This is a genomic window from Aeromonas rivuli, from assembly GCF_000820045.1.
Classification (GTDB): Bacteria; Pseudomonadota; Gammaproteobacteria; order Enterobacterales; family Aeromonadaceae; genus Aeromonas; species Aeromonas rivuli.
In genome coordinates, this window is the sequence record NZ_CDBJ01000062.1 from 99,347 (window position 1) to 120,760 (window position 21,414).

The 21,414-nt window shown below is 56.0% G+C and carries 24 protein-coding genes, 1 tRNA gene, 1 pseudogene and 1 riboswitch; of the genes and pseudogenes, 8 read left to right on the top strand and 18 right to left on the bottom strand.

Annotation, left to right across the window (positions count from 1 at the left end):
* The first annotated feature begins 12 nt into the window (after window positions 1-12).
* The 3 genes from aat to infA all read left to right on the top strand — a co-directional run bounded on the left by aat (window position 13) and on the right by infA (window position 1,720).
* Entirely contained in the window at window positions 13-720 is a 708-nt protein-coding gene (gene aat, locus BN1130_RS14865) for a leucyl/phenylalanyl-tRNA--protein transferase (protein ID WP_042042928.1), read from the top strand.
* A complete protein-coding gene (locus BN1130_RS14870; protein ID WP_042042905.1) occupies window positions 717-1,433 on the top strand; it encodes an arginyltransferase in 717 nt (238 codons plus the stop codon). The genes aat and BN1130_RS14870 overlap by 4 nt, the downstream gene beginning before the upstream one ends.
* Window positions 1,434-1,501: 68 nt before the next feature.
* Entirely contained in the window at window positions 1,502-1,720 is a 219-nt protein-coding gene (gene infA, locus BN1130_RS14875) for a translation initiation factor IF-1 (RefSeq protein ID WP_005300033.1), read from the top strand.
* A 65-nt stretch (window positions 1,721-1,785) separates the two neighbouring features.
* Here infA and clpA read toward each other — a convergent pair whose 3' ends face one another.
* Together clpA and clpS are read right to left on the bottom strand one after the other, a co-directional pair.
* Window positions 1,786-4,038 (bottom strand): ATP-dependent Clp protease ATP-binding subunit ClpA, encoded by a 2,253-nt coding sequence (gene clpA / locus BN1130_RS14880; RefSeq protein ID WP_042042906.1) that lies wholly within the window; start codon window positions 4,036-4,038, stop codon window positions 1,786-1,788.
* A gap of 59 nt (window positions 4,039-4,097) precedes the next feature.
* Entirely contained in the window at window positions 4,098-4,415 is a 318-nt protein-coding gene (gene clpS / locus BN1130_RS14885) for an ATP-dependent Clp protease adapter ClpS (RefSeq protein ID WP_005907683.1), read from the bottom strand.
* 230 nt (window positions 4,416-4,645) lie between these two features.
* Between clpS and cspD the strand changes: the two genes are divergently transcribed.
* Entirely contained in the window at window positions 4,646-4,864 is a 219-nt protein-coding gene (gene cspD / locus BN1130_RS14890; RefSeq protein WP_005907684.1) for a cold shock-like protein CspD, read from the top strand.
* A 204-nt stretch (window positions 4,865-5,068) separates the two neighbouring features.
* Here cspD and BN1130_RS14895 read toward each other — a convergent pair.
* Both BN1130_RS14895 and BN1130_RS14900 read right to left on the bottom strand, forming a co-directional pair.
* Window positions 5,069-5,156 (bottom strand) — tRNA-Ser (locus tag BN1130_RS14895).
* Between the two features lie 227 nt (window positions 5,157-5,383).
* Window positions 5,384-5,839: a type III secretion system chaperone family protein gene (locus tag BN1130_RS14900; RefSeq protein ID WP_083940412.1), complete on the bottom strand. Its 456-nt coding sequence runs from the start codon at window positions 5,837-5,839 to the stop codon at window positions 5,384-5,386.
* A gap of 155 nt (window positions 5,840-5,994) precedes the next feature.
* Here BN1130_RS14900 and BN1130_RS14905 point away from each other — a divergent pair, with 155 nt between their 5' ends.
* The gene (locus tag BN1130_RS14905; RefSeq protein WP_042042908.1) at window positions 5,995-7,332 is read left to right on the top strand and encodes a flavohemoglobin expression-modulating QEGLA motif protein; all 1,338 of its coding nucleotides are present in this window, start codon (window positions 5,995-5,997) and stop codon (window positions 7,330-7,332) included.
* Between the two features lie 106 nt (window positions 7,333-7,438).
* Here the strand turns inward: BN1130_RS14905 and BN1130_RS14910 are convergent, their stop codons facing one another.
* Together BN1130_RS14910 and BN1130_RS14915 are read right to left on the bottom strand one after the other, a co-directional pair.
* On the bottom strand, window positions 7,439-8,020 hold the full coding sequence (locus tag BN1130_RS14910) for a thymidine kinase (RefSeq protein ID WP_042042909.1): 582 nt from the start codon (window positions 8,018-8,020) through the stop codon (window positions 7,439-7,441).
* Between the two features lie 85 nt (window positions 8,021-8,105).
* Window positions 8,106-9,680 (bottom strand): Na+/H+ antiporter NhaC family protein, encoded by a 1,575-nt coding sequence (locus BN1130_RS14915; protein ID WP_042042910.1) that lies wholly within the window; start codon window positions 9,678-9,680, stop codon window positions 8,106-8,108.
* An 84-nt stretch (window positions 9,681-9,764) separates the two neighbouring features.
* Window positions 9,765-9,936, bottom strand: a riboswitch (Lysine riboswitch).
* Between the two features lie 318 nt (window positions 9,937-10,254).
* Between BN1130_RS14915 and BN1130_RS14920 the strand changes: the two genes are divergently transcribed.
* On the top strand, window positions 10,255-10,656 hold the full coding sequence (locus BN1130_RS14920; protein ID WP_042042911.1) for an H-NS family histone-like protein: 402 nt from the start codon (window positions 10,255-10,257) through the stop codon (window positions 10,654-10,656).
* A 96-nt stretch (window positions 10,657-10,752) separates the two neighbouring features.
* On the opposite strand, the gene BN1130_RS14925 is transcribed toward BN1130_RS14920, so the two are convergent.
* The 5 genes and pseudogenes from BN1130_RS14925 to BN1130_RS14945 form a co-directional block, all read right to left on the bottom strand.
* Window positions 10,753-11,313, bottom strand: a complete 561-nt coding sequence (locus BN1130_RS14925; protein ID WP_042042912.1) for a cob(I)yrinic acid a,c-diamide adenosyltransferase — start codon at window positions 11,311-11,313, stop codon at window positions 10,753-10,755.
* Entirely contained in the window at window positions 11,310-11,540 is a 231-nt protein-coding gene (locus BN1130_RS14930) for a DUF3820 family protein (protein WP_042042913.1), read from the bottom strand. The genes BN1130_RS14925 and BN1130_RS14930 overlap by 4 nt, the downstream gene beginning before the upstream one ends.
* The gene (gene queE / locus BN1130_RS14935) at window positions 11,541-12,212 is read right to left on the bottom strand and encodes a 7-carboxy-7-deazaguanine synthase QueE (protein WP_042042929.1); all 672 of its coding nucleotides are present in this window, start codon (window positions 12,210-12,212) and stop codon (window positions 11,541-11,543) included. It lies immediately after the preceding gene.
* A gap of 51 nt (window positions 12,213-12,263) precedes the next feature.
* Window positions 12,264-12,953 carry a 7-cyano-7-deazaguanine synthase QueC gene (queC, locus tag BN1130_RS14940; protein ID WP_042042914.1) on the bottom strand — a complete coding sequence of 230 codons (690 nt, stop codon included), beginning with the start codon at window positions 12,951-12,953 and terminating at the stop codon, window positions 12,264-12,266.
* 13 nt (window positions 12,954-12,966) lie between these two features.
* Window positions 12,967-13,622, bottom strand: a pseudogene (locus tag BN1130_RS14945) (tRNA-uridine aminocarboxypropyltransferase).
* On the opposite strand from BN1130_RS14945, the gene rrtA reads away from it, so the two are divergent.
* The gene (rrtA, locus tag BN1130_RS14950; RefSeq protein WP_042042915.1) at window positions 13,588-14,166 is read left to right on the top strand and encodes a rhombosortase; all 579 of its coding nucleotides are present in this window, start codon (window positions 13,588-13,590) and stop codon (window positions 14,164-14,166) included. The pseudogene BN1130_RS14945 and the gene rrtA sit on opposite strands and share 35 nt — an antisense overlap.
* Here the strand turns inward: rrtA and pyrF are convergent.
* The 6 genes from pyrF to cmk form a co-directional block, all read right to left on the bottom strand.
* Window positions 14,141-14,842, bottom strand: coding sequence for an orotidine-5'-phosphate decarboxylase (gene pyrF / locus BN1130_RS14955; RefSeq protein ID WP_042042917.1), 702 nt, complete (start codon window positions 14,840-14,842; stop codon window positions 14,141-14,143). The two genes, rrtA and pyrF, sit on opposite strands and share 26 nt — an antisense overlap.
* A gap of 15 nt (window positions 14,843-14,857) precedes the next feature.
* Entirely contained in the window at window positions 14,858-16,024 is a 1,167-nt protein-coding gene (gene lapB / locus BN1130_RS14960) for a lipopolysaccharide assembly protein LapB (RefSeq protein WP_042042918.1), read from the bottom strand.
* A gap of 9 nt (window positions 16,025-16,033) precedes the next feature.
* The gene (locus tag BN1130_RS14965; protein WP_005908128.1) at window positions 16,034-16,330 is read right to left on the bottom strand and encodes a LapA family protein; all 297 of its coding nucleotides are present in this window, start codon (window positions 16,328-16,330) and stop codon (window positions 16,034-16,036) included.
* A gap of 158 nt (window positions 16,331-16,488) precedes the next feature.
* Window positions 16,489-16,773: an integration host factor subunit beta gene (ihfB, locus tag BN1130_RS14970; RefSeq protein ID WP_005908129.1), complete on the bottom strand. Its 285-nt coding sequence runs from the start codon at window positions 16,771-16,773 to the stop codon at window positions 16,489-16,491.
* A gap of 92 nt (window positions 16,774-16,865) precedes the next feature.
* Window positions 16,866-18,536, bottom strand: coding sequence for a 30S ribosomal protein S1 (rpsA, locus tag BN1130_RS14975; protein ID WP_042042919.1), 1,671 nt, complete (start codon window positions 18,534-18,536; stop codon window positions 16,866-16,868).
* A 93-nt stretch (window positions 18,537-18,629) separates the two neighbouring features.
* Complete coding sequence (gene cmk, locus BN1130_RS14980; RefSeq protein WP_042042920.1) at window positions 18,630-19,322, bottom strand: (d)CMP kinase; 693 nt, start codon at window positions 19,320-19,322, stop codon at window positions 18,630-18,632.
* Window positions 19,323-19,577: 255 nt separating this feature from the next.
* Between cmk and ribA the strand changes: the two genes are divergently transcribed.
* On the top strand, window positions 19,578-20,171 hold the full coding sequence (gene ribA, locus BN1130_RS14985) for a GTP cyclohydrolase II (protein ID WP_042042921.1): 594 nt from the start codon (window positions 19,578-19,580) through the stop codon (window positions 20,169-20,171).
* A 116-nt stretch (window positions 20,172-20,287) separates the two neighbouring features.
* Here the strand turns inward: ribA and cysB are convergent, their stop codons facing one another.
* Window positions 20,288-21,262, bottom strand: a complete 975-nt coding sequence (cysB, locus tag BN1130_RS14990) for an HTH-type transcriptional regulator CysB (RefSeq protein ID WP_042042922.1) — start codon at window positions 21,260-21,262, stop codon at window positions 20,288-20,290.
* Window positions 21,263-21,414 lie beyond the last annotated feature (152 nt).

A 21,414-nucleotide genomic window follows, 5' to 3' on the forward strand; every position in this document is an offset into this window, starting at 1 on the left:
CCTCTCGATGCTATGTCTTGCTACCTGACCCAACTGGATGATGAGCCGACCCGGTTCCCCCACCCCAAACACGCGCTGGATGAGCCCAATGGCCTGCTTGCGATTGGAGGCGATCTCTCGCCTCCTCGTCTGCTCGCAGCTTACCACAACGGGATCTTTCCATGGAATGAACCCCACCAGGCCCTGCTATGGTGGTCACCGGATCCCCGTGGGGTAATAGTCCCCTCCCGCCTGCATGTGGGACGCAGCCTGAAAAAGTTTTTGCGCCGTCATTCATTCGATATTTCCATCAATCGCGCCTTTAATCAGGTTATCACCGCCTGCGCCGCCCCCAGGCCCACCGCCAGTGGCACCTGGATCAGCGACGAGATGATAGCGGCCTATCAGGCACTGCATCGTCTGGGTCACGCTCACTCCATCGAAGTGTGGCAAGACGGGCAGTTACAGGCAGGGCTCTATGGTATCGCCGTCGGTCGCCTCTTCTGTGGCGAGTCCATGTTCAGCCGTATCGATAACGGCGCCAAAGTGGCCATGTGGGCCCTCTGTCGTCATTTCGAATGCCACGACGGTGCCCTCATCGACTGCCAGATGCAAAACAGCTTCCTGGCGACCCTGGGTATCGAAGAGTGGCCCCGTAGCCAGTTTTTAGCGGCGCTGGCGACACTGCGGCAGCAACCACTGCGTGAGGGGTGCTGGCAAACGAGGTCAATCAGCCTATGACAGAAGAAGTGATCCTCAAAGTCGGCCTGACCCCCAAACATGCCTGCAGCTATCTGGAACATCAACAGGAGCAGCTGCTGGTACTGATGGACAACGACCTGCTCAATGCTCACGGTTACGAACGCCTGTTGACTGCCGGTTTTCGCCGCAGCGGCAACGACATCTATCGCCCCCACTGTCCGAGCTGCAGCGCCTGTCAGTCTCTGCGTATCCACAGCGAGCAATTTGTGCCCAGTCGCAGCCAGAAGCGCATCCAGCAACAAAACCAGGATCTCTCCCTGGTGCTGAGCTATGACGACAAGCCCGAGTATTACCAGCTTTATGAGCGCTATATCCGCCAGCGACACCGGGACGGCAGCATGTACCCTCCCAGCCGCAGCCAGTACAAGGGCTTTCTGCACTGCGACTGGATGCCGCCGCTCTATCTCGAGATCCATCAGAATAACCGGCTGATCGGTGTGGCCGTCACGGACCTCTTGCCTCACGCCTTGAGCGCCATGTACACCTTCTTCGATCCCGCCTTTGCCGATCGATCCATCGGGACCTTTGCCATCTTGAGCCAGCTGGATCTGGGGCGGCGGACTGGTCGTCAGTGGCTCTATTTGGGCTATCAGGTTGAGGAGTGTCGCAAGATGAAATACAAGAGCCGCTTCCTGCCCCATGAGCGACTTATTAAGGGTGAATGGAAAAATATCGTCACCAAGCCCGAGTAAACTTTACACATTGGCTTAAATCCGGCATGATCCAGCGGATTTTTGTTGTGGCTTATCAAGAGGATTCAATGGCTAAAGAAGACAGTATTGAGATGCAGGGCACTATCTTGGAAACCCTGCCCAATACCATGTTCCGTGTGGAACTGGAGAATGGTCACGTGGTTATCGCTCACATTTCCGGCAAGATGCGTAAAAACTACATTCGTATCCTGACTGGCGACAAGGTGACAGTCGCTCTGACTCCCTACGATCTCTCCAAGGGTCGTATTGTTTTCCGCTCTCGCTAAGCCAGGAATTCAGCAAAAAACCCCAACCTGATGGTTGGGGTTTTTTGTCGTTTCGTGGTTTCTAGTTAGTGAGGCACGGCTTCAACATCGACCTGAAAATCGAAGCTGAGGCTATCATTTACTACTTCAACCTTGACGATACCCCCATCGACCAGTGAGCCAAACAGGATCTCATTGGCCAGGGGTTTCTTGAGGTGTTCCTGAATGACCCGTCCCATGGGTCTAGCCCCCATAGCCCTGTCATAGCCCTTCTTGGCCAACCAGTGACGGGCATCTTCCGATATCTCGAGGGATACTCCCTTGGCATCCAGCTGTACCTGCAGTTCGACGATGAACTTGTCGACCACTTGATAGATCACCGCCATATCCAGGTGATTAAACCAGATGGTGTGATCGAGCCGGTTACGGAACTCAGGGCTGAACGTCTTGTTGATCACTTCCATAGCATCGTGGCTGAGATCTTGCTGCTGGAAGCCAATGGACTTGCGCTGCGTCTCCTGTACACCCGCATTAGTGGTCATCACCAAGATGATGTTACGAAAATCCGCCTTGCGACCGTTATTATCGGTGAGCGTCCCGTTATCCATGACCTGCAGCAGCAGGTTGAACACATCCGGGTGTGCCTTCTCGATCTCATCGAGCAGCAACACGGCGTGGGGGTGCTTGATCACCGCATCGGTCAACAGGCCACCTTGTTCAAAGCCAACATAACCGGGCGGGGCACCAATCAGTCGAGAGACCGTATGACGCTCCATGTATTCCGACATGTCAAAGCGCAGCATCTCGACCCCAAGGGCCTTACCGAGCTGCTGGGTGACTTCTGTCTTGCCCACCCCGGTTGGGCCAGCAAACAGGAAGCAACCGACCGGGCGTCGCTCGTTCCCCAACCCTGAACGAGAAAGACGAATGGCATCGGTCAGCACCGAAATCGCCTTATCCTGGCCAAACACCACCATCTTGAGGTTACGTTCCAGATTCTTGAGCACTTCCTTGTCGGAGGAGGAGACAGATTTTTCCGGAATACGCGCTATCTTGGCCACAATGGACTCAATCTCGGCCACATTGATCACTTTCTTGCGCTTGCTCACTGGCAACATACGCTGCCCTGCCCCGGCTTCATCGATCACGTCAATGGCCTTGTCTGGCAGATGGCGATCATTGATGTACTTTGCTGAGAGCTCGGCCGCGGCCCGAATAGCCTTGGCGGTGTAGCGCACACTGTGATGCGCCTCGTAGCGGCTCTTGAGGCCCATCAGGATGCGAGTCGTATCATCTATGGTCGGTTCTACGATATCGATCTTCTGGAAGCGGCGCGCCAAGGCACGATCTTTCTCGAAGATCTGGGCATATTCCTGATAAGTGGTGGAACCCACGCAGCGCAGCAAGCCATTGGAGAGCAGAGGCTTGATAAGGTTTGCCGCATCCAGCTGGCCACCAGACGCCGCCCCTGCACCTATGATGGTGTGAATTTCATCGATAAACAGAATGGCCCCTTCCTGGCGCTCGATCTGTTTGAGCAGCACCTTGAGACGCTTTTCGAAATCACCACGATATTTGGTACCGGCCAGTAATGACCCCATGTCCAGGGAGTAGATGGTACTGCCGGCAATGACCTCAGGCACATCGCCCTTGACGATGCGATAAGCCAAGCCTTCGGCGATCGCGGTCTTGCCCACTCCCGCTTCCCCAACAAACAAGGGGTTGTTTTTACGGCGGCGGCACAATACCTGTATGGTGCGGCTCAGCTCCTGATCGCGACCGATCAAGGGATCAATGCGGCCCTCAAGCACCAGCTGATTCAGGTTAGTGGCAAAGCTCTCTATTTGGGCGGCTGAGACATCATCGTCAGCATCGGTATTGTTTTGCGGGGTGTCTGGCTTGTTGTCTTTGCGCACACCATGGGAGAGGAAGTTGACCACATCCAGTCGACTGATATCGGATTTCTTCAGGAAATAAGCGGCTTGGGACTCTTGCTCGCTGAAGATGGCCACCAGCACATTGGCGCCACTGACTTCGGTATGGCCCGAGGACTGCACGTGGAATACTGCGCGTTGCAGCACACGCTGGAAACCTAGCGTAGGCTGGGTCTCTCTGTCTTCGTCATCGACGGCAATCAACGGCGTGGTCTGATTGATGAAGGCCGCAATCTCCTTGCGCATCAACTCCACATCCGCACCACATGAACTCAAGGCCTCATGGGCTGAGCTGTTATCCAGCAGGGCCAACAACAGGTGCTCAACGGTCATGAATTCGTGACGCTCATCGCGAGCGAGCTTGAAAGCCTCGTTCAGCGTCTTTTCTAACTCTTTGTTCAACATAGGCACCTCCCCTAAGTACAGCAACAATGTGGTGTCATTCTGTCATCACGTCATGTCGTTTAGGCCTTTTCCATCGTACATAGCAGTGGATGTTCGTTATTACGTGAATAGGTATTGACCTGGACCACCTTGGTCTCCGCTATCTCGGCGGTGAAGGTGCCGCAGACTCCTTTACCACTATAATGCACACTCAGCATGATCTGGGTAGCCTTATCCAGATCCATCCGGAAGAACCGCTGCAAGACTTCAACCACAAACTCCATTGGGGTGTAGTCGTCATTATTGAGCAGCACCTTGTACATGGATGGCGGCTGCAGCTTGGTCTTCTCGGACTGCGCAATCTCTTCATTAACAAAGAGTTCTTTTTGCTTACTCATGATTGTGCTTGGGTACCTCTAGATTACTACCGCCAGGCGTCAGGCTGTCAATAGACTTGTTAACTGGATCACATGACTTGTTAACAACTTCTTGACTCGACCATCAGTTGGACTAAATTGGTTACTTGCTAATCGGCGCCCTACCATTATTAGGTTGATATCACTAGTTATAATGGGCTGGCGCAGGTTACTCAACGACTTTAGGGTAATCAATAAAAGGATGTAGATGTATGGCAACCGGAACAGTCAAGTGGTTCAACAACGCAAAAGGATTTGGGTTTATCTGTCCGGAAGGGGGCGGTGACGATATCTTCGCCCACTACTCCACCATTCAAATGGAAGGTTACAGAACCCTGAAAGCGGGTCAAGCCGTTCAGTTTGAATTGCAGCAGGGTCCGAAGGGAAATCATGCCGCTGTTATTGTGCCGAATGAAGCACAAAACATCTGAGCCAAGGTTGGATAAATAAAAAATCCGGCCTCATTTAGGCCGGATTTTTTATTTATCACTGCCCACAATCGCCCTCCTCACACTCAGCCAGGCGTCATAGAGGGAAGATTCGCTGCTGCTTTCTAGCCTCAACATGAGACAGAGTGACGAATGTTGGCAAACAGCAGACAGCAAAAAGCCCGACCTGAGTCGGGCTTTTCAATATGGCGGTGAGGGAGGGATTCGAACCCTCGATACGTTGCCGTATACACACTTTCCAGGCGTGCTCCTTCAGCCACTCGGACACCTCACCAAATTTTTTACTGCTTTTAAGTGGCTTGCGGAGCACGCGTTGCGTGCTTCACTTCCGACTTCGTCGGTGGGCAGCCACTCGGACAGCGCACCAAATTTTTACTCATCATTTAATGTGTTTGAGTGCCACAGATGTTGGCGACCAATGCCGCGACAACGGGGCGTAATTTAGGGGAAAGCCGCTCGCCCGTCAACGGCTTTCTCTGCCTCCCGCGTTCGACTGCCGGATTAATGCACAGATCCCGGTTCAACCACCACATCAACCAGGTTTAGGAAGCCCAGACGCTCACACTCGGCAACCACGTCATGGGTCGCGGCTATGGTGCTTTGCACAAACAGAATGAATTGCTCAACCGTGAGGCCCGCCTTGGTAAACACCGTATGACCGACCACCAGCCGTGGCAGATTGTCATCAATGATGTCGAGAAACACCTTGAGCGAGGGATACTGCATGTTAAGCCGGCCCAGTTCGGCCACCATGGGCAACAGCGCCGCAGGGCGAATTTCCAGCTCGGAGGAGAACAGCAGTCCTTCCTCTTCGACAAAGACGCGGCTCTCCTGAATGCCTTCCACCGATTGCAGGGAGACGATATGGATGCCATGACACTGATCGCAGACATAGTGCTCGATACGAGCCTGTTGCAACCAACGCATTATCATTTCGGAGCTGGGTGTATTCATCATGACGTTATGGGACTCTTGAAAGCGAGGGGCGCAGTCTAAACCAATTTGTGGCCAACCTAAAGCAGAGGCCCCTGCCCGCCTCTGTTTGCGCTTCTTTTTGACACTGACAGTCCATATACTCAGCCCACCTGCGCGCAGCCCTCAGCCGAGTATCGATGACCATCCAAGAGAAATATCGCCTGCACCTCAAGTCCCTTTCCGATGAATTGCTGGTGCTGCAAAAGCCGATCCGCATTCTGGATGCCATCAAATGGCCCCATCATATCCGCCATGACTTCTTGGCAAAGGGGGGCCGTGAACTCCCCGCCATCGATGCCAACTTCTATCAGGGCTTGGATCTGGGCTTCGATCCGCGCAACAAGTACCTGGAGCTCAAGGAGCTCAGGGACAGGATCCGCCGCAAACTGGGCCCCCATGACGATCTGGGCCGCATACTGCAGGCCAACGTCGACCAATATATGGTGGTGATCGAGATGCTGCGCCAACGCGGTCAGCCGGACTTTCTGCGTTACAGCCAGCGTCTCTATGGCTCGGCCCGGGATCATCTGCGTGGCGATCGCAAGACACTGCGCGAGCTGGGAGAGCGGTTGTGCGACATCTTCTCCCTGCCTGGCGCCCGCCATCTGGTGCGCCCCTATCCCAAGGAGTTTGAGGGGCAGGCAGCGGTCGACCGGCTGCAGGACAAACTATCCAGTTACTTTCGCGACGGTCAGGTGCAGGTAAAGCTGAGCGATGGCATCGTCTCGGATGCCGCAGCCGGCGGTGACTATATCAAGCTTAGCAGTCATGCCCGCTTCTCCGAGCTGGATCTGCAGGTGTTGGAAGTCCATGAGGGCTGGGTTCATGTCGGCACCACCCTTAATGGCCGACAGCAACCTTATGCGACCTGGCTCAGTGCCGGCTCACCACGCATCACCGCCTGCCAGGAGGGGTTGGCTGTGCTGATAGAGACTCTGACCTTCAGCTCTTTCCCGGACCGGGCTAAACGCATCTCGGACAGGGTGATGGCCATCGACATGGCCGAGAATGGCGCGGACTTCATCGAACTCTATCGCCATTTTCTGGACAAGGGCGCGAGCGAGCATGATGCCTACAAGATCACCCAACGCGTATTCCGGGGCGGCATGGTAGAGGGGGGCGCCTGCTTTACCAAGGATCTCTCCTACGTAAAGGGCTATGTGGAGACGGTCAACTTCATCCGCAGCGCCGTGTTGGAGGGCGTACCCGAAATATTGCCCATGCTGTTTGTGGGCAAGGTGACCCTGGATGACATTCCTGTGCTCTATCAGCACTATCTGGAGGGGTTGATCGCCGCCCCCAAGTACCTGCCCCCCATGTTCCGTGACCTGACCGGTCTCTATGTCTGGTTCGGTTTCGCCTCCGGCATGTCCCTTGTCGATATAGGCCGGGTTCAGCAGCATTTTCGTCAGCTGTTTCATCGCCTGCCGGTGGCCGACCCCATCATTACTCCGGTCGACAGCGAATTCGATTAAGCTCCCCGCCTCCCCTGCCTGAGCCACTTCCCATGGCTGCACCCACCATCAGAAAAGGGCCCGACCGGGCCCTTTTCATCCTAATTCAAGCCTGCACTAGCTGAACTTAACGAAATGCCCGGCCAGCCAGATAGTGCTTGCGGCACAGGGAGACATAACGGGCATTGCCCCCTATCTCCACCTGAGCGCCATCCCGCACCACCTGACCATCGGCATTGACCCTGGCATTCATGTGCGCCTTGTTGCCACACCAGCAGATGCTCTTGAGCTCTTCCACCTTGTCGGCCAGACAGAGCAGATGGTAGGAGCCCGGGAACAGCTCGGCACGAAAATCAATCTTGAGGCCATAGGCAATCACGGGAATACCCGCCTCATCCACCACCCGGGCCAGCTGATAGACCTGCTCCTTGGTGAGAAATTGCGCCTCATCGACGATGAACACATCGATGGCCTGCTCCGCATGGCGAGCCTTGACCATCTCGAACAGATCGCAGCTGTCGCTAAACACCTCCACCTTTAACGTCAACCCGACCCTGGCGCTGATCACCCCGAGTCCGGATCTGTCATCAATGGCTGGCGTCATGGCCAGAGGGTGCATGCCCCGCTCGAGATAGTTGAAGTGTGCCTGGATCAACTGGGTGGATTTGCCCGAATTCATCGCGGCGAATTTGTAATGTAGTGAGGCCATGCCTGCTCCGATACCAATTTATGGCGCGCATGCTAACGCAGCATGGCGTCAAAAACAAAGGGGCCCGCAGGCCCCTCATCATTCATCAGGCGGTGGCTGCCGCCTTCTGATTGGCTCTCAGGTAGAAGAGTGTCACCCCAAGGAACCAGACGCCGCTGGTGACAAAACCTGCGCCGACCGAGTGGGTCAGCCCCAGCACCAGGTAGCCGAAGGCAGCGCCGATGGCGATGGTCAGCGCATAGGGCAGCTGCGTCATCACGTGGTCGATATGATGGCAACCGGCCCCCGTGGAGGAGAGGATGGTGGTGTCCGATATCGGTGAACAGTGATCGCCAAATACGGCCCCGGCCAGCACCGCAGAAAGCATCGGCAACATCATGCTTATCTCGCTGGCAGCAGCCATATCACCGGCCAGAGGCAGCATGATACCGAAGGTACCCCAGCTGGTGCCGGTGGCAAACGCCATGGCGCCGGAGAGGCAGAACATCACCACGGGCAGCAACTCGATGGGGAGCCCGCTCTGGGCCAGGGAAGCCAGATATTTACCGGTCTCCACATCGCGGATGACAGCACCGATGGCCCAGGCAAACACCAGAATATAGATGGCGGGCAGCATGGCCATGACGCCGTGCTTGATGACCTCGAGCCAGGTGCGCAGGCTCAGTCCCATGCGCAGAGTCAGCACCACGGCCACCCCAAGCCCGCACAGGCCGCCATTGACCAGAGAGGCACCCACATCGGTATTCTCGAACGCGCCCAGCACCCCGAACGGCAGTCCTTTCTCGGCCAGGGCTACAGCCCCTGTGGCCATCATGAAATAGACGGTGGACGCGGTCAGGGTCAGGATAGGCAACACCAGATCGATGACCCGGCCGCGACTGGAGACCGGCAGATCGCCGCTGCTGCCGGGGGGCACACCCTTGGCCGGATCCCACAACTGCCCTTTGAGGGCGCGCTGCTCATGCTCACGCATGGGACCGATGTCGAGCTGGAACACTATCACCACCAATACCATGGCCAGGGTGAACAGGGCATAGAAGTTCATGGGGATCATCTGCACGAAGGCAGAAATGGGACTCTGATCCTGGATACCATGGGCCGTCAAGATGCCGCCGATGAGGGCGATGATATAAGCCCCCCAGGAGGAGATCGGCATCAACACACAGACAGGGGCGGCGGTTGAATCAAGCAGATAGGCCAGCTTGGCCCGGGAGATATTGAAGCGATCGGTCAGCGGACGGCAGATGGTGCCCACCGACAGACTGTGAAAATAGTCATCGATGAAGAACAGGAACACCAGCAGGCCGGTCAGCAGCTTGGCCCCCCGTCGGTCCTGGATACGCTGCGCCGCCCATTCTGCAAATGCCAGGGTCGCGCCCGACACCGTCAGCAGACTGATGATGCCGCCCAGTAGCAGCAGGAATATCAGTATATTGACGTTCCAGCCATTCAAGGCGCCGTCAGCCCAGAATATCCCCTTGGCCACCTGGCCGAGATACTCGGCACTGGCCAGGGGGGCAAACTGATTTACCAGCAAGCAGCCCAGCACGATGCCGACGCCGAGGGAGAGCAGCACCTTGCGGGTCGTGACGGCCAGTATGACTGCCGCCAAAGGGGGAATGAGGGACCACGCCGAATCGGCGTAATGGGTAATGTCCATGATCTCTTGACACCTACAACATAAGGTGGAGATCTACCGAGAGGATAAAGAAGAAAATGAGCCCGCGAAGGGTTACTCCTCAGCCCCTTCAGTAGCGCTCCATAGTGATTGACTATGGCAGTACTGCACCTGTTCGATGCAGTCCCAGCGACCCTGCATGATGGCATGATCACTTCGGCGCTGGCTCCTTTCCTCATGCTTCACAGGCATCACCCTCCGCATGAGTAGTTATAGGCAGCGCGCCTCTACTTAAAAGGTATTCGGCGGGCATTTTATCGTGCTGACATTTTATATCAAGTTTTTTGATTTAATACTCATTCGAATCAAATTTTTCCGCGCAATGGCAGTGAGAGATATCACGGAGGAAAGATCTGACGAGATTTTAACCTGACACCCACCTTGATGAGGTTTCTCACCCTAATTAACCCGTCGACAGGGATTAAAAAATAATGATCTTAATTTCAGGCAATTATTTATTAATTCTCTCGACTTGACTTAATGTCGTCCTGACGTATAAATTACCAGAAAATAGTTATCCAATATTTATCCCTTTCTTGCTCGCATGGTAACCACTATGACTGAATTTCTGAAAGTACTGCTGAATATCCGTAGCCTGCGTGCCGCTTGCCGTGAGCTGACTCTGGAACAACTGGAAGAAGGGCTGGAGAAATTCTCCGCCATCGTTGCTGAACGTCAGCAAGATGAAGCCGTCGATCGTCAAGCTCGCGAAGAGCGTCAGCGTAAAATCAATGAATATACCGAAATGCTGAAAGCCGCGGGGATTGACCCGGCTGAATTGGTTAGCACGGCTCCTTCCGCCGAACCGGCTAAAGGCAGCAAGCGCGCTCCGCGTCCGCCGAAATACCGTTATGATGATAACGGTGTCGAGAAAACTTGGACCGGTCAGGGTCGTATGCCTTCCGCTATCGCCAAGGCCGTTGAAGCAGGTAAATCCCTGGCAGATTTCGCTATCTGATTTATCCAGGCATTCCCTAAAAAAAACCTCGCATGGCGAGGTTTTTTTTTGCTCCAGACAAGGCTGCTCACTCTGTCGTCAGAACCATCTGGGTATTTACCTGTCTGCCGCTTTAATCCAATGCACTTCCGGCTTGCCCTCTTGGCAGACCAGGTAGCGAGCCAGGGTAAAGAACCAGTCGCTGAGCCGGTTGACGTAGGGGATGACGGCAGGGTTGATCTGCTCCTGTTCAGCCAGGACAAGCAGCTGTCGCTCACAGCGCCGCGTCAGTGTCCGTACCACATGGGCCAGGGCAGCCGCTTCAGATCCGCCGGGTAGAATAAACTGGCGCAGCGGCGCTAATTGTTCAGTGTAATGATCGATCTGGGATTCCAGTCGCGTCGTCCACTCCTCCCTGACCTGCCAAATAGCACTCGACTGCGCCTCACTCGAAAATGCCAATTCACCTCCTAGGTCAAACAACTCCTGCTGAATGAGGGTCAGCTCGGCTAATACCTGAGGTTGCTGATCGGTTATTTTCGCAGCAAGAAGACCTATATGAGAATTTAATTCATCTATGTCGCCATAACTGGCCACTCTCTGATGACTTTTGGCAATGCGGCTACCATCTGCCAATCGGGTCATCCCCTTGTCGCCTTGCCGGGTATATATTCTCATACTGATATCCTATCGATGATGGGTAGTATCATGGACTCGAGCCCATTTAATTTTATCTCATACGCCAATGCCAGTGATTGCCCCAGAGAGCCAGCCGGAAATCCACTCCGCGCCATCCACACCAGATAAGGTTCAGGCAAATCGATGAGCCTGCGCCCCCGATATTTGCCATAAGGCATTGGCGTGGCCAGAGTCAGCAATATCTGTTCGTCAGGCAAGCCGGTCATTTAATCGATTTCCAGATATTTATGAGTCTGGATAGAGAGGCGCCAATTACGTTCAATACAGACCGCCATGGCAAGCTGGGTTGCCCTGGGTTTCTGGCTGATGGGTTGCAGCGCGATCACCACATCCTCGCGCAGCTGGGCGCCGGCGAGCAGGGTATCCAGCTCCTCGACATGTCGCATCATGGCCACAGGATGCTTGATTTCATTGGCCCTGGCCAAGGCGTTGGGCAACACAGTCAAGCCGCCAGCCATCCCTATTTTAGGGGATACGGTGACCCAGGTCGCCGGATGGGTCAGCACCTCGCTGGTACCGCTCGTTTCTATCTGCAGCTGATAACCGGCCTGGTGCAGGGTCTCGCTGAGCTCGTTCAGATCATAGAGGCAGGGTTCCCCTCCGGTGATCACCACGTGCTTGGCCCGATAACCCAGCTCGGCAAAACTGGCCAATATCTGGGCGCCGCTCATCGGGCTCCAACCATCGGATTCGTTAGAGCAATCCAGCACCTGGCTGACCGGCACCTGGCGCGCCGGATCCACCACCCAGGTATGACGGGTGTCACACCAGGGGCAGCCGACGGGACAGCCCTGCAGGCGCACGAAGATAGCGGGCAGGCCAGTGAACACCCCCTCCCCCTGTATGGTCTGAAAAATTTCGTTAATCGGGTAGAGCATCATAAAACTACTGGTTACCAATCACTGTGACCCCGTGCGGGGTGAATAAGGCTAGCGCCCCTGTTTGTGTTGCAGACGCAGGCTGACGCCTGCCCGATCAGCCAGATACTGATCCAGACCACGGCGGCGCAGTATGCAGGCGGGACAAGTCCCACAGCCATCGCCAATCAGGCCGTTGTAGCACGTCAATGTTTGTTCGCGCACCAGGTTCAGCTGGCCGAACGTATCGGCGAGCGCCCAGGTCTCGGCCTTGTCGAGCCACATCAAGGGCGTCTCGAAACGCAAGCCACGATCCAGTCCCAGCGCCACCGCATGGTTAAGCGCCTTGACGAACTCATCGCGGCAATCGGGATAACCGGAGAAATCCGTCTCGCAGACCCCAGTGATCACCGCCTCCGCGCCCACTTGATAGGCATAGATGGCCGCCAGGGTCAGGAAGAGTATGTTACGGCCCGGCACGAAGGTGTTGGGCAAGCCATTGTCCTGCAACTCGCCGCTGACCGGAATATCGTCCCGGGTCAGGGCCGATATGGCCAACTCCCCCAGCAAGGTGACATCCATCACCTTGTGGGCAGCCACGCCCAGCACCTTGGATAGGGTGCGGGCCGTCTCAATTTCCGCCAGATGGCGCTGGCCATAGTCGAAGGTAATGGCGTGAACCTCGTCATATTGCGCCTTGGCCTGTACCAGACAGGTGGTACTGTCCTGACCGCCACTGAACACCACAACTGCTTTTCTCACTTGATAGATCCTCTTAAGGGCGCAGGGCCGCTGGCTTGCGCGTCGAATAGGAGAGCCACTGCTCGTTGAGACGATGGAACAGGCTCGGCAAGGGGGCATATTTGGCCGGGTCGCCCTCCCATTGCGATAACAGATGATAGCCCGCCTCCAGGGTCGACAAGGCCGTGGCAAAAGGCTTTTTGCGGATAAGGTACTGGCCTTGGGCGGTGGCGAGGGCAATGCGCGGCAAGGCGGCCAGCGCCGGGTTCAGACAGAGCATTTTATAAGCCTTGCGCCAGGTGCCATCGAGCAGCAGGAAGCAAGGCTCTCCCTGGGCTGAGGTCGGGGGCAAGGCACGCAACTCGGCCAGAGGCCGGGCCTGTTCATCGGGCCAGAGCAGATAGCAGGGACGAGTGGCCAGCAACTGCATCAGTGCCGGGTGCTCGCTGAACGTCTCCCCGACCCAGATCTGGGCCTCGGTCAGGCTGGCGGCCAGCAGGGACGCGGTACCCTTGGGATGCCCCACCTCACTCGGGTGTTGCAAAATGACCAGGGGGTCCGATTCACCACGGGATGAATATATTCGCATAGACAGGCTTTGAGGGCGCGGACGCAGCGTGTACAGTAGCGACTGTTTTCTTCGTTGGGCCCTTTCATGTTGTCAGTCAAATCCGGGCTATTCTGGCTCATCACGCTTTCACTCGCCTGCCTGATCCTCTTCTTTACCGTGCCAAACGATCTCATCGCCTTCAACCGGACGCTGATAGCTCAGGGAGAAGGGTGGCGCATCATAACAGGCAATCTGGCTCACACCAATCTGTGGCACCTGCTGCTCAACCTCGCCGGCCTGCTGGTGCTCTACGCCTTGTTCTGTGATTACCTGCAGGGCTGGGTCTTGCCGCGGCTGCTGGCAGTGCTCAGTCTCGCCGTGGGCCTGGGCCTGTGGTATGGCTATCCGCACACCCAATGGTACATGGGTCTGTCCGGCATGCTGCATGGGCTCTTCGTTTGGGGGGCCATTCAAGACATTCGCCACCGCCGTCATTCGGGCTGGCTCATGCTGCTGGGGATTGCCATCAAACTGGGACTGGATCACTACTCCGGGGGGGATGGTCCGGCCGCCATGCTGATCGGGGCCAAGGTACACATAGGGTCACATCTGGTCGGTGCGGGAGCAGGCCTGGTACTTGGCCTGCTCACGCTCTTGCTCAGCGGCTGGCGAGATCGTCGTTGATTTCTGCAAGGGTCAGGGCCGGATCGGCCGATTGGGTGATCGGACGCCCAATCACCAGATAGTCCGCCCCCGCAGCCACTGCCTCACGGGGCGTCATCACCCGGCGCTGATCGCCCTGTGCCGCGCCCAGAGGGCGTATTCCTGGCGTCACCAAGGTAAAATCATCCCCCAGCTCGGCCTTCAACTCCCTCGCTTCATTGGCAGAACAGACCACTCCATCGAGCCCGGATGCCCTGGCGAGGCGAGCCAGGCGCAGCACCTGTTCGGCCGGGCTGATATCCAGACCAATGCCCTGCAAATCCTCTTGTTCCATGCTGGTCAGTACCGTCACGCCAATGAGCAACGGCGCTTTATCGCCATAAGGCACGAGGGCTGCTTTGGCGGCCCGCATCATGCGCTCTCCCCCGCTGGCATGCACGTTCACCATCCAGACACCCAGTTCGGCACTGGCCGCAACGGCCTTGGCAACCGTATTGGGGATGTCGTGAAACTTCAGATCCAGGAAGACGTCGAAGCCCTTGGCAACCAGCTGACGCACGAACTGGGGGCCAAACAGCGTGAACATCTCCTTGCCCACCTTGAGGCGGCACTGGGTCGGTGAGACCCGTTCAACGAAGGCCAGGGCATCGGCTTCACACTGATAATCCAGCGCGACCAGAACTTTGGGATCTAGCATCTCTCTTCCTATAGGTTATTCACCGTCCAGACCACGGATCGGCTTGATGGAGCCCCACTGCCGGCAGGAGGGACATTGCCAGAACAAGGAGTGGGTGGCAAAGCCACACTGGCGGCACTTGTGGGTTGATTTTGTTTTGATCTGTTCGCCGACCAACTGCTGTAACAGCTCCAGGCTCTCCTTGGCGGGGCCTGGCTCCGCACTGGCAAGCTGGAAGCCTACCAGCTGGTAGAACCCCTTCATGGAGGGGTGGCGGCGCAATTGCCGCAATACCAGGGCACGAGCCTGGTTCAGGCCATCACGCTCTCCCACCAGCTTGGCCAGCGCCAGGGTGACACTCACCCCTGCGTGATCTTCCACCGCTTTCTCAAGCAACGGGATAAGCTCGGCACTGCGGCCCAGCTTTTCATAACAGTCGCTCAGCAGTGGCATGGCTTCGGAGGCAAAATCGATATCCTGCTCGAAGACGCGCAGCAGTTCGCGGCTCGCCTGCAGGTAATCGCCCTCCTCCATGTCCAGCTTGGCCAAACGCAGGCTGGCTCGAGCGCAATGGGGATTGACCCCCAATGCCTTCTTCAGACGAGCACGCCCCTCACTCAGGTCGCCATCCATCAGTGCCTGCTCAGCCAGTTCGCAATGGAAATGGGAGATGGGCTCGGCCAGCTTCTTGCCGGGGAATTTTTGCAGACGCTGGGCAACCAGAATAGCCTGCTGCCAATCCCGCAGCTGTTGATGAATGATCAGCAACTGGGTGAGCGCCGTCTCCTCGAAATCACCATCCTCGCACAGCTCAACCCAGATGGCTTCAGCCCTGTCGAGCAGACCGGCAGCCAGAAAATCCCGCGCCAGCTCCTGCAGGGCAAGCTGGCGCTGTTCGCGCGTCAGCTCGCGACTGACCAAATTCTGGTGGATCTTGATGGCGCGATCGACCTCCCCACGCTGGCGAAACAGATTGCCGAGGGAGAGATGGGTTTCGATGGTGTCGCTGTCGACTTCAAGCAACTGAATGAAGAGATCGACGGCCTTGTCAGACTCGTCGGAGAGCAAATAGTTAAGGCCCGCCACATACTGGCGGGAAAACTGGTTGCTCTGTTTCTGGGTGTCCTGGCGAACACTCCTGCGCCCCATATACCAGCCGTAACCGGCTGCGATGGGTAACAACAGGAAAAGCAGTTCAAGCATGGAGGAACGTTATTCCTTACCGGACCCCTTGTCCGATGCAGTGGCTAGTTCTAACTGGCGAGATTGCCGACGCACGGTGCGATTCAAGGTGCGATTCTGCAGCTTGAGGCGCAGGAACAAGAGGCCAAAGACCAGCCAGCCAAGCAGGAAGCCGGTACCAAAAAAGAGGCCAAGCAAGAGGGAAAGGGAAAACTCGCCTTGGGCAATCAGATAGTTGAATTGCACCAACTGACCATTCTGTGAGCCGAGGGCCAGGGTGAAGATAAAGACCAACACCAGCGGGATAAGGGCCAAGATACGCTTCATAGGATCTTCCTGTCAGTATCGAAAAAGACCTGATGATTATCCTTAAAATCCACGGCAGACTCTAGAGAGAAAGGGAAAAGACTTTCAGAAACAAGTGAATTGGCACAATTAAAGGGACAAAAACAAAAAAGGCATACTCAGGTATGCCGTTTTCTGCATTATTCAACGAGGTTGACGCGTTCGCGTAACTCTTTACCCGGTTTGAAGTGCGGGACGTATTTGCCCGTCAATTCCACCTTGTCGCCAGTCTTGGGATTTCGCCCGACCCGCGGAGCACGATAGTGCAGAGAAAAGCTGCCAAAACCGCGAATTTCAATCCGATCGCCGTTTTGTAAAGTCGATGCCATCTGCTCAAGGATCTCCTTGATAGCGGCCTCAACATCCTTAGCCGGCATATGCATGCGGCTCGCAGCCAGTTGTTCGATGAGATCTGATTTGGTCATAACGTTAAATCTCCTTCCCCGATCACATGCAATATTCATGACGTCAAAATAAAAAAGGGCGGCGTGATGCCGCCCTTTTCTCGCATCAAGGATTACTCACCCTTGGCTGCTTTGAACGCTTCCATCATAGCATTGCTGAACACAACTTCTTCTTGTTGGTTCAGGCTATCGATAGCAACGCGCTCGTCAGCTTCGTCCTTAGCACGGACGGACAGGCTAACGGTGCGGTTCTTACGATCAACACCCATGAATTTGGCTTCAACTTCGTCACCAACAGACAGAACCAGCGTCGCGTCTTCTACGCGGTCACGGGCTGCATCGGAGGCACGCAGGTAGCCTTCAACGCCGTCAGCCAGTTCGATCACGGCACCTTTGGCATCAACCTCGGTAACCTTACCGATCACAATAGCACCTTTCTTGTTGTCAGCCAGGTACTTGTTGAACGGGTCTTCTTCGATCTGCTTGACGCCCAGGGAGATGCGCTCGCGCTCTGGATCCACTTGCAGAACAACGGCTTCGATCTCGTCGCCTTTCTTGAATTCACGCACGGCTTCTTCGCCCTGGTTGTTCCAGGAGATGTCAGACAGGTGAACCAGGCCGTCGATGCCGCCATCCAGACCGATGAAGATACCGAAGTCAGTGATGGACTTGATCTTGCCGGAAACACGGTCGCCTTTGGCGTGAGTTTCGGCAAACAGCTGCCACGGGTTGGATTTGCACTGCTTCAGACCCAGGGAGATACGACGACGTTCTTCGTCGATATCCAAGACCATGACATCTACCAGGTCGCCAACGTTGACAACTTTGGACGGGTGGATGTTTTTGTTGGTCCAATCCATCTCGGAAACGTGTACCAGGCCTTCAACGCCTTCTTCGATTTCAACGAAGCAGCCGTAGTCGGTCAGGTTGGTCACGCGGCCGGACAGACGGGTGGTCTCCGGGTAACGCTTGGCGATAGCAACCCAGGGATCTTCGCCCAGCTGCTTCAGACCCAGGGATACACGGGTACGCTCGCGGTCAAACTTCAGTACCTTGACGGAGATCTCGTCGCCAACGTTGACGATTTCGGAAGGATGCTTAACGCGCTTCCACGCCATGTCGGTGATGTGCAGCAGGCCGTCAACACCGCCCAGATCTACGAATGCACCGTAGTCGGTCAGGTTCTTAACGATACCCTTAACTTCTTGACCTTCTTGCAGGTTGGCCAGCAGGCTTTCGCGCTCGGAGGTGTTCTCGGTTTCGATCACGGCACGACGGGAAACCACAACGTTGTTGCGCTTCTGGTCCAGCTTGATGACCTTGAACTCGAGTTCTTTGTTTTCCAGGTGAGCGGTGTCACGGATCGGACGCACGTCAACCAGAGAACCCGGCAGGAAGGCACGGATGCCATTCAGTTCAACGGTGAAACCACCCTTGACCTTGCCGTTGATGATACCGATAACGGTAGCTTGCTCTTCGTAAGCCTTCTCAAGCTGCAGCCAGGCTTCGTGGCGCTTGGCTTTTTCGCGGGACAGCTTGGTTTCGCCGAAACCATCTTCGATAGAGTCCAGAGCTACGTCGACAGTGTCACCTACGTTGATTTCCAGCTCGCCCAGGGCGTTCTTGAATTCTTCAGCAGGAATGGCAGACTCGGATTTCAGACCGGCATCAACCAGTACGAAACCGTTCTTGATACCAACGACGGTACCCTTAACGATGGAACCTTGACGGGTTTCAACGGAATTCAGGGACTCTTCAAAGAGTTGAGCAAAAGATTCGATCATTGTTTGTGTCACAAATGAAACATCCACTAGCAATCCGGCACCAGCGGGGTTGTTTGAAATAATCTGCTCCATCCTTGGCGCAGACGACTGATGTCAGCGTGAGCTGACATCATTGAGTTGTTGCTTTGCATAGGATAATACCGTTGCCAGTACTTCCTCTATGGTCAGCGCGGTGGAATCCACCACCAGGGCATCTTCAGCCGCTTTCAGTGGCGCTACGGCGCGATTTCTGTCGCGGTCATCACGTTCCTGAATCTCGGTTAAAAGACGCTCAAAGTTAACATCAAAGCCCTTATCTTGCAACTGCTTATAGCGGCGCTGGGCCCGCTCCTCGGCGCTTGCGTCAAGGAAAATCTTGATCTCTGCTTCGGGGAAAACCACAGTGCCCATGTCGCGGCCATCGGCGATGAGGCCCGGGGTCTGACGAAATGCGCGCTGGCGGCGCAGCAGGGCTTCACGCACTCGCGGGAAAGCGGCAACCTTGCTGGCCGCATTACCCACCGTCTCGGTGCGTATGGTGCGGGAGACGTCTTCGCCCTCCAGCACCACCTTCATGTGGCCATTTTCGACCGGAAACTGCACATCCAGATTGGCGGCCAGGGGGACCAGCGCCGCTTCACTCTCGAGCTCCACATCATGATGCAGCGCCGCCAGGGCGAGTACCCGGTAGATGGCACCGGAATCCAGCAGCTGCCAGCCCAGCTGTTCGGCCAGCAGTTGGCACAGGGTGCCTTTACCGGCACCGCTCGGGCCATCGACTGTCATTACGGGGGCCATTTGGGACATAACATATCTCCTGCACTTGATGTTGCGCATCATCCCGGCGGGGATGAGGTAATGGGCGCAGAGTATACCCAAATGTGAGGTCGCTGGCAGTCGCCAACGCACAGTTCCGCGTAAAAGCTGTCGTAACTGAGGTTTTTGTGTACAAGGTTTCTTCTGGGGATTCAGACTCTTCCCGACGGGTTCTGATGGTCGCGGAGCCCGAGGCGCGCTAAACTGATCCCCTTTTTTCGCGTCCTCGTTGTTAAGGAGTACCCCATGAGTAGCATTACTCTCGTGGCCAAATCCAAATTGCCGACCCCTTGGGGCACCTTCACCCTGGTGGGCTTCCAGGAAGTTGGCACAGGTAAAGATCATGCCGCCCTGATGATGGGCGATGTCAGCGGTGATGAACCCGTCCTCGGCCGCATTCATTCCGAGTGTCTCACCGGTGATGCCCTGTTCAGCTTGCGCTGCGACTGTGGTTTTCAGCTGCAGGCCGCGCTGCAGCATATTGCCGAAGCCGGTCGGGGCGTGCTCCTCTATGTGCGCCAGGAAGGACGGGGGATCGGCCTGCTCAACAAGATCCGAGCCTATCATCTGCAGGATCAAGGCGCCGATACGGTCGAGGCCAATGTGGCCCTGGGCTTTGCTGCGGACATGCGCGATTACACTATCTGCGCCGACATGCTCAAGGCACTCGAGATCAAGAGTCTGCGTCTGATGACCAATAATCCACGCAAGGTCAAGGCGATGGAGAGTTTCGGCATCCCCGTCACCGAGCGGGTGCCACTGCAAGAGGGGCGCAATCCCCACAACGAGTTTTATCTCGCCACCAAGGCGAACAAGCTCGACCACATGCTGAAGAAATAACCCCCCGCTCTTGCACCACGCAATAAAAACGCCTCCGATGGGAGGCGTTTTTATTGCGCATGAGATAGTCCGTTACAGCTCTTTTTACTTGGTCATCGTTAAAGTGCCAGTCCCCGTTAGCGAACCGGCAGATCGATGTTGGCAAACATGGCATCCACGTCGTCACTGGAGCGCATGGCGATGGCCTTCTCGACCACATCTCTGGTCAGATGCGGCGCGAAGCGGGTCATGAAGTCGTACATGTAGGTGCGCAGGAAGGAGCCCTTGCGAAAACCAATCTTGGTGGTGCTGTGAGCAAAGAGGTGGCTGGCATCCAGCGCCACCAGATCCGTGTCCGTCTGTTTGTCCAGAGCCATGGTGGCCATGACGCCGATGCCAACCCCGAGGCGAACATAGGTCTTGATCACATCGGCATCCGTGGCGGTGAAGACGATATTTGGCTCGAAACCGGCGCGGTTAAAGGCGGTGTCGAGCTCGGATCGGCCGGTAAAACCAAACACATAGGTGACCAAGGGGTAGTGGGCAATATCGGCGATGGAGATCTTGCTCACCTGGGTCAGCGGATGACCACGAGGCACTATCACGCTGCGGTTCCAGTGATAGCAGGGCAGCATGATGAGATCTTCATAGAGGTGCAGCGCCTCGGTGGCGATGGCAAAATCCGCCAACCCTTTCACCACGGCCTCACTGATCTGGGTCGGGGTGCCCTGATGCATGTGCAAGGAGACCTTGGGGAAACGCTTGATAAAGCCCTTGATCACATCAGGCAGGGCATAACGGGCCTGGGTGTGAGTGGTGGCAATGTGCAAGGTCCCCTGCTCAGGGTGGGTATGCTGGCTCGCCACCGACTTGATGCCCTCCACCTTGCCGAGGATCTCGTTAGCAATCTTGATCACGTCCCGCCCGGCCGGCGTGATCTGGGTCAGATGCTTGCCGCTGCGTTCAAATATCTGAATTCCCAGCTCATCTTCGAGCATGCGAACCTGCTTGCTGATCCCCGGTTGAGAGGTATACAGGCTCTCCGCCGTCGCCGACACGTTCAATCTGTGGTTGGCAACTTCCACGATATAGCGCAACTGTTGGAGTTTCATGGTGTTAGGCTCTAAAGACGACTTCAACTAATACTAACAAACTTTTAGTTATTAGCCTTCGTTTCTGTCATGGGCTGTGACAGCAGGAAATCTCGCAGGGCCCGATTGGCCAGAGAGAGGGGATCCCCCCGCTGTATAGGCTCTAGTGAATC